Source organism: Pseudomonas sp. TH06, assembly GCF_016651305.1.
Classification (GTDB): domain Bacteria; phylum Pseudomonadota; class Gammaproteobacteria; order Pseudomonadales; family Pseudomonadaceae; genus Aquipseudomonas.
In genome coordinates this window covers 505,340-521,748 of the sequence record NZ_JAEKEC010000001.1, presented here as the reverse complement: position 1 = coordinate 521,748, position 16,409 = coordinate 505,340, and the positions used below count along the sequence as shown (strand labels likewise).

The 16,409-nt window shown below is 57.0% G+C and carries 15 protein-coding genes and 2 tRNA genes; 16 read left to right on the top strand and 1 reads right to left on the bottom strand.

Translation table 11 applies throughout. The features are described 5' to 3' along the window. The first annotated feature begins 6 nt into the window (after positions 1 to 6). A complete protein-coding gene (locus tag JFT86_RS02440) occupies positions 7 to 411 on the top strand; it encodes an MFS transporter (protein ID WP_201235490.1) in 405 nt (134 codons plus the stop codon). A gap of 9 nt (positions 412 to 420) precedes the next feature. On the opposite strand, the gene JFT86_RS02435 is transcribed toward JFT86_RS02440, so the two are convergent. Further along, positions 421 to 729, bottom strand: coding sequence for a YhbY family RNA-binding protein (locus JFT86_RS02435; RefSeq protein WP_016771761.1), 309 nt, complete (start codon positions 727 to 729; stop codon positions 421 to 423). A 101-nt stretch (positions 730 to 830) separates the two neighbouring features. On the opposite strand from JFT86_RS02435, the gene rlmE reads away from it, so the two are divergent. The 15 genes from rlmE (at position 831) to pnp (ending at position 16,158) form a co-directional block, all read left to right on the top strand. After that, positions 831 to 1,460: a 23S rRNA (uridine(2552)-2'-O)-methyltransferase RlmE gene (gene rlmE / locus JFT86_RS02430; protein WP_008088328.1), complete on the top strand. Its 630-nt coding sequence runs from the start codon at positions 831 to 833 to the stop codon at positions 1,458 to 1,460. A 203-nt stretch (positions 1,461 to 1,663) separates the two neighbouring features. After that, positions 1,664 to 3,571 (top strand): ATP-dependent zinc metalloprotease FtsH, encoded by a 1,908-nt coding sequence (gene ftsH, locus JFT86_RS02425; RefSeq protein ID WP_103303205.1) that lies wholly within the window; start codon positions 1,664 to 1,666, stop codon positions 3,569 to 3,571. Positions 3,572 to 3,579: 8 nt separating this feature from the next. Then, a complete protein-coding gene (gene folP, locus JFT86_RS02420; RefSeq protein ID WP_201235489.1) occupies positions 3,580 to 4,431 on the top strand; it encodes a dihydropteroate synthase in 852 nt (283 codons plus the stop codon). Between the two features lie 16 nt (positions 4,432 to 4,447). After that, entirely contained in the window at positions 4,448 to 5,785 is a 1,338-nt protein-coding gene (gene glmM, locus JFT86_RS02415; protein ID WP_201235487.1) for a phosphoglucosamine mutase, read from the top strand. Between the two features lie 65 nt (positions 5,786 to 5,850). Beyond that, positions 5,851 to 6,606: a triose-phosphate isomerase gene (tpiA, locus tag JFT86_RS02410; protein ID WP_103303202.1), complete on the top strand. Its 756-nt coding sequence runs from the start codon at positions 5,851 to 5,853 to the stop codon at positions 6,604 to 6,606. A 4-nt stretch (positions 6,607 to 6,610) separates the two neighbouring features. Next, positions 6,611 to 6,997 carry a preprotein translocase subunit SecG gene (gene secG / locus JFT86_RS02405; RefSeq protein WP_016986497.1) on the top strand — a complete coding sequence of 129 codons (387 nt, stop codon included), beginning with the start codon at positions 6,611 to 6,613 and terminating at the stop codon, positions 6,995 to 6,997. Positions 6,998 to 7,018: 21 nt separating this feature from the next. Further along, positions 7,019 to 7,104 (top strand) — tRNA-Leu (locus JFT86_RS02400). A gap of 97 nt (positions 7,105 to 7,201) precedes the next feature. Then, positions 7,202 to 7,278: transfer RNA gene (locus JFT86_RS02395), tRNA-Met, on the top strand. Between the two features lie 139 nt (positions 7,279 to 7,417). Beyond that, the gene (rimP, locus tag JFT86_RS02390) at positions 7,418 to 7,876 is read left to right on the top strand and encodes a ribosome maturation factor RimP (RefSeq protein WP_007915250.1); all 459 of its coding nucleotides are present in this window, start codon (positions 7,418 to 7,420) and stop codon (positions 7,874 to 7,876) included. 47 nt (positions 7,877 to 7,923) lie between these two features. Then, positions 7,924 to 9,405, top strand: a complete 1,482-nt coding sequence (gene nusA / locus JFT86_RS02385) for a transcription termination factor NusA (protein WP_007915252.1) — start codon at positions 7,924 to 7,926, stop codon at positions 9,403 to 9,405. 27 nt (positions 9,406 to 9,432) lie between these two features. After that, complete coding sequence (gene infB / locus JFT86_RS02380) at positions 9,433 to 11,964, top strand: translation initiation factor IF-2 (protein WP_201235485.1); 2,532 nt, start codon at positions 9,433 to 9,435, stop codon at positions 11,962 to 11,964. Positions 11,965 to 12,123: 159 nt separating this feature from the next. Next, complete coding sequence (gene rbfA / locus JFT86_RS02375) at positions 12,124 to 12,525, top strand: 30S ribosome-binding factor RbfA (protein WP_007915259.1); 402 nt, start codon at positions 12,124 to 12,126, stop codon at positions 12,523 to 12,525. 4 nt (positions 12,526 to 12,529) lie between these two features. Then, positions 12,530 to 13,447 carry a tRNA pseudouridine(55) synthase TruB gene (truB, locus tag JFT86_RS02370; protein WP_201235483.1) on the top strand — a complete coding sequence of 306 codons (918 nt, stop codon included), beginning with the start codon at positions 12,530 to 12,532 and terminating at the stop codon, positions 13,445 to 13,447. A 142-nt stretch (positions 13,448 to 13,589) separates the two neighbouring features. Continuing rightward, positions 13,590 to 13,859, top strand: coding sequence for a 30S ribosomal protein S15 (gene rpsO / locus JFT86_RS02365; RefSeq protein ID WP_003177875.1), 270 nt, complete (start codon positions 13,590 to 13,592; stop codon positions 13,857 to 13,859). Positions 13,860 to 14,052: 193 nt separating this feature from the next. Continuing rightward, positions 14,053 to 16,158 (top strand): polyribonucleotide nucleotidyltransferase, encoded by a 2,106-nt coding sequence (gene pnp, locus JFT86_RS02360; protein WP_123533989.1) that lies wholly within the window; start codon positions 14,053 to 14,055, stop codon positions 16,156 to 16,158. Positions 16,159 to 16,409 lie beyond the last annotated feature (251 nt).

Genomic DNA, 16,409 nt, shown 5'->3' with positions numbered 1-16,409 from the left:
GGCGCCATGCTTTGGCAGCTGACCCAGATGTTGTGGGTCGGCGGTCTCTGGTTGATTCATTTCGGTTTGCAGCCGGTGTTGGGCAAGATTGGTCTGGCGCCGCTGCTGATCGATGAAGTCGCCAGTGCATTTGAAGTGCTGGTGGTGGGTTTTTCCGCCGCATGCGTGATTTTTCAGGCTTTGGTGCTGGTGCAGACCGAGGGCCTTGCCAGTCTATGGCGGGATTTTCGCGGGCAGGTGCTGTTGATGGCGTTGTATGCGTGCGCGATGTTTGTCGCGGTGCGTGTCGGCTGGCCGGATGCGCAGCGCTGGCAGGTGTTCAGCTATCTTGTGTTGGGCTTTTCCGGGCTGGTGCTGATAATGCAGCCGGTGCCGGGATGGAGTGGCAGGGTGCGCGAAGCACACCCTTGACCCTTGTCATCACTTGAAGCGATGAACGTTCGACAGCTGCTTGTTGGCGCTGAAGTTCTTACGATAAACCAGTGCCATCTTGCCGATGACCTGTACCAGATCCGCTTTGCCGACCTTGCACAGTTCTGCAATGTGCGCCAGGCGCGACTCGCGGTCGAGGATGTTGAGCTTGATTTTAATCAGCTCGTGATCGGCCAAAGCGCGTTCAAGTTCGGCTAACACACCTTCAGTCAAACCGTTGTCAGCCACCGTCAAAACGGGTTTCAGGTGGTGGCCAATGGATTTGTACTGTTTCTTCTGCTCTGGAGTGAGCGGCATAATCTGACCCTTTCGTCTGGATTCTGTAAAATGGCGGCCATTTTACCCGAGGGTTCGCTGATCCGCCCAATTAATCACGACCCTAATCATCGAGGTGCCCAATGGCGCGTTCCAAGACAAGCCTTGGTTGGCTGAAACGACATGTCAACGATCCTTATGTGAAGCAAGCGCAGAAGGATGGCTACCGCTCGCGTGCGAGTTACAAGCTTCTGGAAGTCCAGGAGAAATACAAGCTGATCCGCCCTGGTATGAGCGTTGTCGACCTGGGTGCAGCGCCCGGTGGCTGGTCGCAGGTGACTAGCCGGCTGATCGGTGGTCAGGGGCGTCTGATCGCTTCGGACATCCTGGAAATGGACAGCATTCCTGACGTGACATTTATCCAGGGTGACTTCACCGAAGACGCCGTGCTCGCGCAAATTCTGGAAGCCGTCGGTAATTCGCAGGTAGACCTTGTGATTTCCGATATGGCCCCCAATATGAGTGGTACGCCTGAAGTGGATATGCCCAAAGCCATGTTCCTTTGCGAGCTGGCGCTTGATCTGGCGGAGCGGATACTCAAGCCGGGTGGTAATTTCGTTATCAAGATTTTTCAGGGCGAAGGATTTGATGTTTACCTGAAGGATGCTCGCAAGAAGTTCGACAAGATCCAGATGATCAAACCGGACTCGTCCCGCGGCAGTTCTCGTGAGCAATACATGCTGGCTTGGGGCTACCGGGGTCGTAGTGAGTAAAACGAGGTTTTTTGTGCAGGGTGATAGGTTTTTCGTATTTCGCCCCGCGTGCATAAGCGAATATTGTGTAGAAAGTGTTTCACAAAGGGTTACAGACGGCGCCTGCCAGAGTTGTAGGTAATGTAGTAAGTTAGGCCGGTGAATATCATGCGAAGCGCGCGCCAGTAGCGGAGCTTGCTTCAGAGGGTAGTTAATTGAACGATATGGCAAAGAATCTGATCCTGTGGTTGATCATCGCGGCTGTCCTCGTGACGGTGATGAACAACTTCTCCAGCCCTAACGAGCCGCAGACCCTCAACTATTCCGACTTCATCCAGCAGGTCAAGGATGGCAAGGTCGAGCGCGTCGCGGTTGATGGCTATGTGATTACCGGCAAGCGCAACGATGGCGACAGCTTCAAGACCATTCGTCCGGCAATTCAGGACAATGGCCTGATCGGTGACCTGGTCGACAACCACGTTGTGGTTGAAGGCAAGCAGCCAGAACAGCAAAGCATCTGGACCCAGCTTCTGGTGGCCAGCTTCCCGATCCTGGTGATCATCGCGGTGTTCATGTTCTTCATGCGCCAGATGCAGGGTGGTGCCGGCGGCAAGGGCGGACCGATGAGCTTCGGCAAGAGCAAGGCGCGCCTGCTTTCCGAAGATCAGGTGAAAACCACCTTGGCTGACGTTGCTGGTTGCGACGAAGCCAAGGAAGAAGTTGGCGAGCTCGTTGAGTTTCTCCGTGATCCGGGCAAGTTCCAGCGTCTTGGTGGTCGCATTCCTCGCGGTGTGCTGATGGTCGGTCCTCCGGGTACCGGTAAAACCTTGCTGGCCAAGGCCATTGCCGGTGAAGCCAAGGTGCCTTTCTTCACTATTTCCGGTTCCGACTTTGTCGAGATGTTCGTCGGCGTCGGCGCAAGCCGTGTTCGTGACATGTTCGAGCAGGCGAAGAAACATGCGCCGTGCATCATCTTCATCGACGAAATCGACGCCGTCGGTCGCCATCGTGGCGCCGGTATGGGTGGTGGTCACGACGAGCGTGAGCAGACTCTCAACCAGTTGCTGGTTGAGATGGACGGCTTCGAAATGAACGACGGCATTATCGTGATTGCTGCAACCAACCGTCCTGACGTACTCGACCCTGCGCTGCTGCGTCCAGGCCGTTTCGACCGTCAAGTGGTGGTCGGTCTGCCGGATATCCGTGGTCGCGAACAGATTCTCAAGGTTCACATGCGTAAAGTGCCAATGGGTGACGACGTTGCTCCGGCGGTTATCGCTCGTGGTACTCCTGGCTTTTCCGGTGCTGACCTCGCTAACCTGGTCAACGAAGCTTCGTTGTTTGCGGCTCGTGCCGGCAAACGCATCGTCGAGATGAAAGAGTTCGAACTGGCTAAAGACAAGATCATGATGGGCGCTGAGCGCAAATCGATGGTCATGTCCGAGAAGGAAAAGCAGAACACCGCTTATCACGAAGCAGGCCACGCTATTGTTGGCCGTGTCGTGCCTGAGCATGATCCGGTCTACAAGGTTTCGATCATCCCGCGCGGTCGTGCGCTGGGTGTGACGATGTTCCTGCCGGAAGAAGATCGCTACAGTCTGTCCAAGCGTGCACTGATCAGTCAGATCTGCTCGCTGTACGGTGGCCGTATCGCAGAAGAAATGACGCTCGGTTTCGACGGTGTGACCACCGGCGCTTCCAACGACATCATGCGTGCCAGTCAGATTGCGCGGAACATGGTGACCAAGTGGGGCCTGTCGGAAAAACTCGGTCCGCTAATGTATGCCGAAGAAGAAGGCGAAGTGTTCCTGGGTCGCGGCGGTGGTGGTCAGGCTGCAAGCTTCTCCGGTGAGACGGCCAAGCTGATCGACTCCGAAGTGCGCAGCATCATTGATCAATGCTATGGCACCGCCAAGCAGATCCTCACGGACAACCGTGACAAGCTCGATGCGATGGCCGATGCTCTGATGAAGTATGAAACGATCGATGCTGAACAGATCGACGACATCATGGCAGGTCGTACGCCTCGCGAGCCGCGTGATTGGTCGGGTGGTACCGGTACTCCGCCGCCGCCAGTTGTTCAGGATGAGCGTCCGGAAAAACCGATTGGCGGTCCGGCTGCTGACGTTTAAGGTTTGAAATGACTTCTGTACAGTCCCTGACCCGGTTGCCTTGCGGCAACCGGGTTCTTGATTTGGCCCATACGCATGTCATGGGCATTCTCAATGTCACTCCCGATTCCTTTTCTGATGGTGGCCGATACAGCCAGCTCGACGCGGCGCTACGCCATGCCGAAGCCATGGTTGTGGCTGGCGCAACGCTGATTGATGTGGGGGGGGAGTCCACTCGTCCTGGCGCGCGAGCGGTTTCTCCGCTAGAAGAACTTGAGCGCGTAGCGCCGATTGTCGAACTGATCAATCGCGAACTCGATGTCATCATCTCGGTCGATACTTCCACTCCTGCCGTGATGCGCGAAACCGCGCGGCTGGGCGCGGGCTTGATCAATGATGTGCGATCGCTCCAGCGCGATGGGGCGCTGGACGCTGCGGCGGCTACAGGGCTGCCTGTGTGTCTTATGCATATGCTCGGTGAGCCGGGTGATATGCAGGACAATCCGCAATATCAGAATGTCACGCAAGAAGTGAGCGAGTTTCTCGCCGAGCGCATGGCCCGATGTGCGCTGGCGGGCATCCCGGCTGAGCGGATCATTCTCGACCCTGGCTTTGGCTTCGCTAAAACCCTGCAGCACAATCTAAGCTTGTTCAAGCATATGGAGGCCCTGCATGCGCTGGGCCGGCCGCTGTTGGTCGGTGTTTCACGCAAGAGCATGATCGGGCATGCGTTGAACCGTCCTGTGGGCGAGCGTCTGCACGGTGGTCTGGCATTGGCTGCACTGGCGTCAGTCAAGGGGGCGCGTATATTGCGTGTCCATGATGTGGCGGAAACAGTAGACGTGGTGCGGATGATCGCGGCCGTGGAATCAGCCGAATAAGAATGATGGAGCACTTATGAGCAAGAAATACTTTGGTACTGACGGCATTCGTGGTCGAGTCGGTGAATACCCGATTACTCCTGACTTCATGCTCAAGCTCGGTTGGGCTGCCGGCATGGCGTTCCGCAAGATGGGTGCCTGCAAGGTGCTGGTCGGCAAGGACACTCGAATTTCCGGCTACATGTTCGAATCGGCCCTTGAGGCTGGCCTGACATCGGCGGGCGCCGACGTGATGCTGCTCGGTCCGATGCCGACACCTGCGATCGCTTACCTGTCGCGAACGTTTCAGGCTGAGGCGGGTATCGTGATCAGCGCTTCGCACAATCCGCATGACGATAACGGCATCAAGTTTTTCTCGGGTAAAGGCACCAAGCTGCCGGACGAGCTGGAACTGATGATTGAAGAGCTGCTGGATGCGCCAATGACCGTGGTCGAGTCGAGCAAGATCGGCAAGGTCTCGCGAATCAACGATGCCTCCGGCCGCTACATTGAATTCTGCAAAAGCAGTGTGCCAACCGGTACCAGTTTTTCCGGCCTCAAGATCGTTATCGATTGTGCTCATGGCGCGACTTATAAAGTAGCGCCGAGCGTTTTCCGTGAGCTTGGTGCGGACGTTGTTGTCTTGTCGGCGCAGCCAAACGGTCTGAACATCAATGATAACTGTGGCTCGACCCACATGGGGCAGTTGCAGGCAGCAGTGCTGGCTGAGCACGCTGACCTCGGTATCGCTTTTGATGGTGATGGTGATCGGGTTCTGATGGTCGATCACACGGGTGCCATCGTCGATGGTGATGAGCTGCTGTTTATCATTGCTCGTGATCTGCATGAGCGAGGAAAGCTTCAGGGGGGCGTCGTTGGCACTCTGATGAGCAATCTCGGTCTGGAGTTAGCGCTTGCCGAACTTTCGATTCCATTTATTCGCGCCAATGTGGGCGACCGTTATGTGATTGCCGAATTGCTTGAGCGCAACTGGCTGGTCGGCGGTGAGAACTCGGGGCACATCGTTTGCTTCAATCATACGACGACGGGCGACGCGATCATCGCTGCGCTGCAAGTGCTGATGGCACTGAAGACGCGTAATGAAGGTCTGGCACAAACCCGTCAGGCGTTGCGCAAGTGTCCTCAGGTCCTGATCAATGTACGTTTCGGCGGCGGCGAAAGCCCGCTGGAGCATCCGGCTGTCAAGGAAGCCAGCGCGCGCGTTACCCAGGCAATGGCGGGGCGTGGGCGGGTGCTTTTGCGCAAGTCCGGTACAGAGCCTCTGGTGCGTGTGATGGTCGAAGGCGAGGACGAAACTCAGGTTCGCAGCTATGCCGAAGAACTGGCAAAACTGGTAACTGAAGTTTCTGCCTGATTCGGCTTGCAAGCCATGATTGTGTTGGGTAACATCTGCGCCCACTTTGACCGACGAGGTACAGCATGCGTCGCCCTATGGTAGCTGGTAACTGGAAGATGCACGGTACCCGCGCCAGCGTCGCTGAGCTGATCAACGGCCTTCGTCATCTGGCCTTGCCAAGCGGTGTTGATGTCGCGGTATTCCCGCCTTGCTTGTATATCAATCAAGTGATTGATGGCCTGAAAGGTAAATCGATTTCGGTCGGTGCGCAGAATTCTGCGGTGGAATCCATGCAAGGTGCATTGACCGGTGAAATAGCGCCGAGTCAGTTGGTGGATGCAGGTTGTTCCCTGGTGCTTGTAGGGCACTCCGAACGCCGTCAGATAATGGGCGAGCGAGACGGAATGCTGAATCGCAAGTTCGCAGCGGCACAGGCATGTGGCTTGATTCCGGTGTTGTGTGTAGGGGAGACCCTTGAGCAGCGTGAAGCCGGGAAAACTCTTGAGGTTGTCGGGCGTCAGCTGGGCAGCATCATCGAGGAGCTGGGTGTTGGTGCTTTTGCCAAGGCAGTCATAGCTTACGAGCCGGTCTGGGCAATTGGTACCGGACTGACTGCAACGCCGCAGCAGGCTCAGGATGTGCATAAGGCCATTCGTGAGCAGTTGGCGGCAGAGAATTCTGAAGTCGCACGAGGTGTGCGGCTTCTATACGGCGGCAGCGTGAAGGCGGCCAATGCGGTCGAACTGTTCGGCATGCCGGATATCGATGGGGGGCTCATTGGTGGAGCTTCCCTGAATGCAGATGAGTTCGGTGCGATCTGTCGCGCCGCGGGAAACTGAAAAAATGCTGGAAACAGTCGTAGTCGTTTTTCATCTGCTGGGTGCATTGGGCGTAGTTGCTCTGGTTTTGCTGCAGCAGGGTAAGGGTGCGGACGCTGGCGCGTCTTTCGGAGCAGGTGCTTCAAATACTGTGTTCGGAAGCCAAGGTTCCTCTACCTTTCTTAGTAAGTTTACTGCTATACTTGCCGCCGGTTTCTTCATAACCAGCTTAGGGTTAGGTTACTTTGCTAAAGAGAAGGCTCATCAGCTGACTCAAGCAGGATTGCCAAACCCAGCAGTGTTGGAAGTACCTAAGCAACAACAACCGGCTTCTGATGATGTCCCGGTGCTTCAAGAGCAAAAGTCGGCTACTCCAGCGACTGACGTACCTCCAGCTCAAGAGCAGAAGTAAGAAGGGTTTCAAAGTAGTTTTGCCGAGGTGGTGGAATTGGTAGACACGCAACCTTGAGGTGGTTGTGCCCATAGGGTGTAGGGGTTCGAGTCCCCTTCTCGGTACCAATTAGTCAGGAGAGCCCGCTGTTGCGGGCTTTCTTGCAGGTGGAAGGTTACATTGACCCTATAAGGGATCGGTCGTATACTTCCGCCCCAGCTTTGTCGCGGGGTGGAGCAGTCTGGTAGCTCGTCGGGCTCATAACCCGAAGGTCGTCGGTTCAAATCCGGCCCCCGCAACCAGTTTAAGGAGCCCCTTTTAAGGGGCTTTTTGTTAGCTGGACACTTTCAACGCCGCTGTTCGACGGCGTTTCAAGGATGGGCGTTTCGCCCATTTTTTTATTTTGCAAAGCATGCACATATCATGCACTAGGGGGTTCAGGTGTCGAGCAAGCTAGAAGAGTTGCAGGCCTTGCTGGCCCCGGTGGTCGTGGCCCTGGGCTATGAATGCTGGGGTATCGAGTTTTCGGCTCAGGGTCGTCACTCGATGTTGCGCGTTTATATCGATAAAGAGGGCGGCGTGCTGGTGGACGATTGCGCCATTGTCAGCCGTCAGATCAGCGGTGTACTGGATGTTGAAGATCCTATCTCCGTTGAATACACCCTCGAAGTTTCCTCGCCTGGCATGGAGCGCCCGCTGTTCACTCTTGAGCAGTTTGCAAAATTTGCCGGTGAACAAGTGAAGATCAAGCTGCGCTCGCCTTTTGAAGGTCGACGCAACTTTCAGGGCCTTCTGCGCGGTGTAGAAGAACAGGATGTCGTGGTGCAGGTAGATGACCATGAGTTCCTGTTGCCGATCGATATGATCGACAAGGCCAACATTATTCCCAGTTTTGACTGAGACGCGGATCCCGCGGATCCAATGGCTTGCGAAAGGCGAGGCGTACGATGAGCAAAGAAGTACTGCTGGTTGTTGAGTCGGTATCCAATGAAAAGGGCGTACCGGCAAGCGTAATTTTTGAAGCGCTGGAGCTGGCTCTGGCCACTGCTACCAAAAAGCGTTTTGAGGACGAAGTTGACCTGCGTGTGGAAATTAACCGCCACACCGGTTCTTACGAAACTTTCCGTCGCTGGACGGTCGTCGAAGAGAACGATCTCGACGATCCGGCCATCGAAACCTGGCCTACCAAAGTTGCCGAAACGCATCCTGGTGCCAAGGTTGGCGACGTCGTTGAAGAAAAAATCGAATCCATCGAGTTCGGCCGCATTGCTGCACAGACTGCCAAGCAAGTCATCGTGCAGAAAGTGCGTGAAGCCGAGCGCGCTCAAGTGGTCGACGCTTATCGCGAGCGCCTGGGAGAAATCATCTCCGGCACCGTGAAAAAAGTCACCCGCGACAACGTGATCGTCGATCTGGGTAACAACGCTGAAGCGTTGCTGGCCCGTGAAGACATCATCTCTCGCGAAACCTTCCGTGTCGGCGTGCGTCTGCGTGCGCTGCTCAAGGAAATCCGCACTGAGAACCGCGGCCCGCAGCTGATCCTGTCGCGTACCGCGCCGGAAATGCTGATCGAGCTGTTCCGCATCGAAGTGCCGGAAATTGCCGAAGGTCTGATCGAAGTAATGGCAGCGTCCCGTGATCCGGGTTCGCGCGCCAAGATCGCCGTGCGCTCCAAGGACAAACGCATCGACCCGCAGGGCGCTTGCATCGGTATGCGCGGTTCGCGCGTCCAGGCAGTGTCGGGTGAGTTGGGTGGTGAGCGTGTGGACATCGTCCTTTGGGATGACAACCCGGCTCAGTTCGTGATCAACGCCATGTCCCCGGCCGAGGTTGCGGCAATTATCGTTGACGAAGATGCCCATGCAATGGACATCGCCGTTGGCGCAGACAATCTGGCTCAGGCCATCGGTCGTGGTGGTCAGAACGTGCGTCTGGCGAGCCAGTTGACTGGCTGGACCCTGAACGTGATGACCGAATCGGACATCCAGGCTAAGCAGCAAGCAGAAACCGGCGACATCCTGCGCAACTTCATCGACGAGCTGGAAGTCGACGAAGACCTGGCACAGGTGCTGGTAGATGAAGGCTTCACCAGCCTGGAAGAGATTGCCTACGTACCGTTGGAAGAAATGCTCAACATCGACGGCTTTGACGAAGATACCGTCAACGAGCTTCGCGCTCGTGCCAAGGATCGTTTGTTGACCAAAGCCATCGCTACTGAGGAAAAGCTGGCAGACGCCCATCCGGCCGAAGACCTGCTCTCGCTTGAGGGTATGGACAAGGATTTGGCGATGGAACTGGCGGTGCGCGGCGTAATTACCCGCGAAGACCTGGCCGAGCAGTCTATTGACGACCTGCTCGACATCGACGGCATTGACGATGATCGTGCCGGCAAGTTGATCATGGCCGCCCGAGCCCACTGGTTCGAGTAATTAGGCGCGGCCTGAGGAGAGAAGTGCATGACGCAAGTCACGGTGAAACAACTGGCCGATGAGGTCAAAACACCGGTAGAGCGCCTGTTGCAGCAGATGCGTGAGGCAGGTCTGCCGCACACCGCCGCCGAAGAAAATGTGACTGACAGTGAGAAGCAGTCCCTGCTGACTCACTTGAAAAGCAGCCACAAGGCGAAAGTGGAAGAACCACGCAAGATCACGCTGCAGCGTAAAACCACCAGCACCCTGCGTGTGGCTGGTAGCAAAAGCATCAGCGTAGAAGTTCGCAAAAAGAAAGTTTTCGTACAGCGTAGCCCGGAAGAAATCGAAGCCGAACGCAAGCGTGAACTGGATGAGCGTCGCGCAGTAGAAAATGCTGCCCGTCAGAAGGCTGAAGAAGAAGCCAAGCAGCGCGCCGAAGAAGAAGCGCGCCGCCAGCCTGCTGCTGCGCAAACCGCTTCCAGCGACGCAGTTGCGGCGCCGGCTGCAGCTGCCGAACCAGTACGCGAAAGCGCACCGGTGGTTGCCGCTGCTCCAGCACCGTCTGCTGACGTTCGCAACAAGCAGAACGAACAGCGCCGTCCGGACAAACCACGTGCCGACGACAACAATCGTCGCAGTGGCGGTGGTGATGGCGAGCGTAAAAACGCTCCGCATCGCGCATCGGTCAAAGAGAAAGCGCCAGCGCCACGCGTTGCGCCACGTACTACCGACGAAGAAAGCGATGGCTTCCGTCGTGGTGGTCGCGGCAAGGCCAAGCTGAAGAAGCGCAATGCCCACGGTTTCCAGAGCCCAACCGGCCCTGTCGTGCGTGATGTGCAGATCGGCGAGACCATCACTGTTGGCGATCTCGCCAATCAGATGTCGGTCAAGGCTGCTGAAATCATCAAGTTCATGTTCAAACTGGGTACTCCAGCGACCATCAACCAGGTGCTTGATCAGGAAACTGCTCAACTGGTAGCCGAAGAACTGGGCCACAAAGTGACCCTGGTCAGCGACACCGCCCTGGAAGATTCCCTGGCCGAGTCCCTGAAGTTTGAAGGTGAGTCGTTCTCCCGTGCACCAGTCGTGACTGTAATGGGCCACGTTGACCACGGTAAGACTTCCCTGCTCGACTACATCCGTCGTGCCAAGGTAGCTGCTGGCGAAGCCGGTGGTATCACTCAGCACATCGGTGCGTACCACGTTGAAACCGAACGCGGCATGGTTACCTTCCTCGACACCCCGGGTCACGCTGCGTTTACCGCAATGCGTGCTCGTGGTGCCAAGGCGACCGACATCGTGATCCTGGTAGTTGCAGCGGACGACGGCGTGATGCCGCAGACCATTGAAGCTGTTCAGCACGCTGTAGCGGCTGGCGTTCCACTGGTTGTTGCAGTGAACAAGATCGACAAGCCGGGCGCTGATCTCGATCGCATCCGTAGCGAACTGTCGGTTCATGGCGTGACTTCGGAAGAGTGGGGCGGTGATACGCCGTTCGTACCGGTTTCGGCGAAAGTCGGTACTGGCGTGGACGAGCTGCTCGAAGCTGTTCTGCTGCAAGCTGAAGTTCTCGAACTGAAAGCAACTCCTTCGGCTCCTGGCCGTGGTGTTGTGGTTGAATCGCGTCTCGACAAAGGTCGTGGCCCGGTTGCAACCGTTCTGGTTCAAGACGGTACACTGCGTCAAGGCGACATGGTTCTGGTCGGTTCGAACTATGGCCGCGTTCGCGCCATGCTCGACGAGAACGGCAAGCCAATCAAGGAAGCCGGTCCTTCCATCCCTGTCGAGATCCTCGGCCTGGACGGTACCCCGGACGCTGGCGACGAGATGAGCGTGGTTGCCGACGAGAAGAAAGCCCGTGAAGTGGCTCTGTTCCGTCAAGGCAAGTTCCGCGAAGTCAAACTGGCTCGCGCTCACGCCGGCAAGCTGGAAAATATCTTCGAAAACATGGGTCAGGCAGAGAAGAAGACGCTCAACATCGTCCTCAAATCCGACGTCCGTGGTTCGCTGGAAGCGTTGAACGGTGCCTTGAATGGCCTGGGCAACGACGAAGTGCAAGTGCGCGTAGTCGGCGGCGGTGTCGGTGGTATCACCGAGTCCGACGCTAACCTGGCACTGGCTTCCAACGCTGTACTGTTCGGCTTCAACGTGCGTGCCGATGCTGGCGCACGGAAGATCGTCGAGCAGGAAGGTCTGGATATGCGTTACTACAACGTGATCTACGACATCATCGAAGACGTCAAGAAAGCCCTGACCGGTATGCTCGGCAGCGATGTTCGCGAGAACATCCTGGGTATCGCCGAAGTGCGTGACGTGTTCCGTTCGCCGAAGTTTGGCGCGATCGCTGGCTGCATGGTGATCGAAGGTGTTGTGCACCGTAACCGTCCGATCCGTGTACTGCGTGAAGACATCGTTATCTTCGAAGGCGAGCTGGAATCCCTGCGCCGCTTCAAGGATGACGCTTCCGAAGTACGTGCCGGCATGGAATGCGGTATCGGCGTGAAGAGCTACAACGACGTCAAAGTCGGTGACAAGATCGAAGTCTTCGAGAAGGTTCAGGTTGCTCGCAGCCTCTAACTCGCGCACTTCAGGAGCCGTGATGGTCGGCCGCACTGCAATGTGTGGCGCATCACCCGGACTCTAAACGCAACGCCCGGTCTGGCTTTTGTCAGGCCGGGCGTTTGCCGCTTTCAGACCTTGCGGGTTTCACCGTGGGGCAGTAACAGGTAACAAATCATGGCAAAAGAATACAGCCGTACCCAACGTATCGGCGATCAGATGCAGCGCGAGCTGGCCCAGCTGATCCGTCGTGAAGTCAAAGATCCGCGCGTCGGCCTGGTCACCATTACCGCTGTGGAAGTCAGCCGTGACGTCGGTCACGCGAAGATTTTCATCACCGTGATGGGGCAGGACAACGCCGAAGACATCGCGCAAAGCATCAAGGTACTGAATGCCGCCGCAGGTTTCCTGCGTATGCAGCTTGCCCGCGAAATGAAGCTGCGCAGCGTGCCGCAATTGCACTTCCACTACGACGAATCCGTCGTGCGTGGTGCGCATCTGTCGGCCCTGATCGAGCGCGCCGTGGCTGAAGACAATCAGCATCCGGTGGCCGCTGAACCTGAAGACACCAAGGAGTAATTCGGTGGCTCAGGTCAAACGTATCCGTCGTAACGTCAGTGGCATCATCCTGCTCGACAAGCCGCTGGGGTTCACCTCCAACGCCGCGTTGCAAAAGGTTCGCTGGCTGCTCAACGCCGAGAAGGCCGGGCACACCGGCAGTCTCGACCCGCTGGCCAGCGGCGTGTTGCCGCTGTGCTTCGGTGAGGCAACCAAGTTCTCGCAATACCTGCTCGATTCCGACAAGGCTTATGAAACCCTGGCGCAACTGGGCAAGACCACCACCACGGCCGATGCCGAAGGTGAGGTTTTGCTGGAACGCCCGGTGACCGTTGGTCGCGCCGATGTCGAGGCGGTTCTGCCGAAATTTCGTGGCCAAATCAGTCAGATACCGCCGATGTACTCGGCGCTCAAGCGTGATGGCCAGCCGCTGTACAAGCTGGCCCGTGCAGGTGAAGTAGTGGAGCGCGAACCGCGTTCTGTTACTATTGCGCGCTTGGAATTACTGGCCTTCGAAGGCGATACTGCGCGGCTCGCGGTGGATTGCAGCAAAGGCACCTATATCCGCACCCTGGTGGAGGATATCGGTGAGCAACTCGGTTGTGGTGCGTACGTCGCAGAATTGCGCCGTACCCAGGCCGGGCCTTTCACCCTGGCGCAAACCGTGACCCTCGAAGAGCTGGAAGCGGTACATGCCGAAGGCGGCAACGAAGCGGTCGACCGCTTCCTGATGCCATCGGACAGCGGCCTGCAGGATTGGCCGCTGCTGCACTTCTCGGAAGCGAGCGCGTTCTACTGGCTCAACGGCCAGCCGGTACGTGCTCCGGATGCTCCGAAGTTCGGCATGGTACGGGTACAGGATCACAATGGTCGCTTCATCGGTATCGGTGAAGTGAGCGAAGACGGGCGCATCGCGCCACGTCGCTTGATTCGGTCAGAATGACCGGAACCGGCCTGCGTAACAGCAGGTCGGCGAGTGTGGCTGTTAACAGGCACGGTCACGACTCATTTATAGATACAGGGATTTGTCCCTGGCCTGTTGAAGCTGTTTCCCTGAAACAGTTTCCTGATAAAAGGATTGCCTCATGGCTCTCGACGTTCAAGAAAAAGCTCAAATCGTTGCTGACTACCAGCAAGCTGTTGGTGACACTGGTTCGCCAGAAGTGCAAGTTGCACTGCTGACCCACAACATCAACAAACTGCAAGGTCACTTCAAGGCCAACGGTAAAGATCACCACTCCCGTCGTGGTCTGATCCGCATGGTAAACCAGCGCCGCAAGCTGCTGGACTACCTGAAAGGCAAGGATCTGGGTCGTTATCAGACTCTGATCGGTCGCCTGGGTCTGCGTCGCTAATCAGCGATTGCGCTATGAGGTTGGTGGTCTGTCAGGCGTCAGCGGTTTACCGCTGGCGCCTTGCAGGCTCCCAGCCTCAAGTTTTATCTGGATACACGTTTTACCCTGGACAGGCGTTGGGCCGATTCCCGACATTGCCCAAGAATTCGCAAGAAACCAGTTCCCCCAAGAGCCACAAAGAAGGTAGGACACCGTGAACCCGGTAATCAAAAAATTCCAGTTCGGTCAATCGACCGTTACCCTCGAGACTGGCCGTATCGCCCGTCAGGCCTCCGGCGCAGTATTGGTCACCGTTGACGACGACGTCAGCGTATTGGTGACTGTAGTCGGTGCAAAACAAGCCGATCCAGGCAAGGGCTTCTTCCCTCTGTCCGTTCACTACCAGGAAAAGACTTACGCTGCCGGTAAGATCCCTGGCGGTTTCTTCAAGCGCGAAGGCCGTCCTTCCGAGAAAGAAACCCTGACTTCCCGACTGATCGACCGTCCGATCCGTCCGCTGTTCCCAGAAGGCTTCATGAACGAAGTGCAGGTTGTCTGCACCGTCGTTTCCACCAGCAAGAAAACCGATCCGGACATCGCTGCGATGATCGGTACTTCGGCTGCCCTGGCCATCTCGGGTATTCCGTTTGACGGTCCGATCGGCGCCGCTCGCGTAGCTTTCCACGAAAGCACCGGCTACCTGCTGAACCCGACTTACGAGCAGCAAGCTGCTTCGAGCCTGGACATGGTCGTTGCCGGTACTTCGGACGCCGTGCTGATGGTTGAATCGGAAGCCAAAGAGCTGACCGAAGACCAGATGCTGGGCGCGGTACTGTTTGCTCACGACGAATTCCAGGTTGTGATCAACGCTGTCAAAGAACTGGCTGCCGAAGCTGCCAAACCAACCTGGAACTGGGCTCCACAGCCAGAAGCCACCGAACTGCTGGGCGCTATCCGTGCCGAGTTCGGCGACGCGATCTCCCAGGCTTACACCATCACCGTCAAGGCCGACCGTTATGCGCGTCTGGGCGAGTTGAAGGACCAGGTTGTTGCCAAGCTGTCCGGTGAAGAAGGTCAGCCTTCGTCCAGCGAAGTCAAAGCTGCTTTCGGCGAAATCGAATACCGCACCGTTCGCGAAAACATCGTTAACGGCAAGCCACGTATCGACGGTCGCGACACCAAGACCGTACGTCCGCTGAACATCGAAGTCGGCGTTCTGCCGAAGACTCACGGTTCGGCACTGTTCACCCGTGGTGAAACTCAGGCTCTGGTAGTCGCGACTCTGGGTACTGCCCGTGACGCACAGCTGCTGGACACCCTGGAAGGCGAGAAAAAAGACCCGTTCATGCTGCACTACAACTTCCCTCCGTTCTCGGTGGGCGAGTGTGGTCGCATGGGTGGCGCTGGTCGTCGTGAAATCGGTCACGGCCGTCTGGCCCGTCGTTCGGTTTCGGCCATGCTGCCTGCCGCTGACGTGTTCCCGTACACCATTCGTGTGGTTTCGGAAATCACCGAATCCAACGGTTCGAGCTCGATGGCTTCCGTTTGCGGCGCTTCCCTGGCCCTGATGGACGCTGGTGTACCGATGAAGGCACCGGTTGCCGGTATCGCCATGGGTCTGGTTAAGGAGGGCGAGAAGTTCGCAGTCCTGACCGACATCCTTGGTGACGAAGACCACCTGGGCGACATGGACTTCAAAGTAGCCGGTACCGCCAAAGGCGTTACTGCGCTGCAGATGGACATCAAGATCAAGGGCATCACCGAAGAAATCATGGAAATCGCTCTGGGCCAAGCCCTGGAAGCGCGCCTGAACATCCTCGGTCAGATGAACCAGATCATCGGCCAGTCGCGTACCGAGCTGTCGGCCAACGCTCCGACCATGATCGCGATGAAGATCGACACCGACAAAATCCGTGACGTTATCGGTAAAGGTGGCGCGACCATCCGTGCGATCTGCGAAGAAACCAAGGCCTCGATCGACATCGAAGACGACGGTTCGATCAAGATCTTCGGCGAAACCAAGGAAGCGGCTGAAGCAGCACGCCAGCGCGTTCTGGGTATCACCGCTGAAGCCGAGATCGGCAAGATCTACGTCGGCAAGGTTGAGCGCATCGTCGACTTCGGCGCATTCGTCAACATCCTGCCGGGCAAGGACGGTCTGGTGCATATCTCGATGCTGAGCGACGCTCGCGTAGAGAAAGTGACCGACATCCTGAAAGAAGGCCAGGAAGTGGAAGTGCTGGTACTGGACGTGGACAACCGCGGCCGTATCAAGCTGTCCATCAAAGACGTGGCAGCGGCCAAAGCTTCGGGCGTTTAATCACCCCACCGCTTTAGCGCAATAAAAATGCCCCGCCGTGAAAACGGCGGGGCATTTTTATTGTCTGGCAAAAGCAAAATGTGGTGAGGGGATTTATCCCCGTTCGGCTGCGCAGCAGTCGTAAAACCATACACTGCGGACTGCCTGAAACGCCGAGGTGCTGGATTCACGGCCGCTTCGCAACCGAACGGGGATAAATCCCCTCACCACAATTGGGAGTTTCAAGAGATAACCATCAGGCAAGCCAGAAA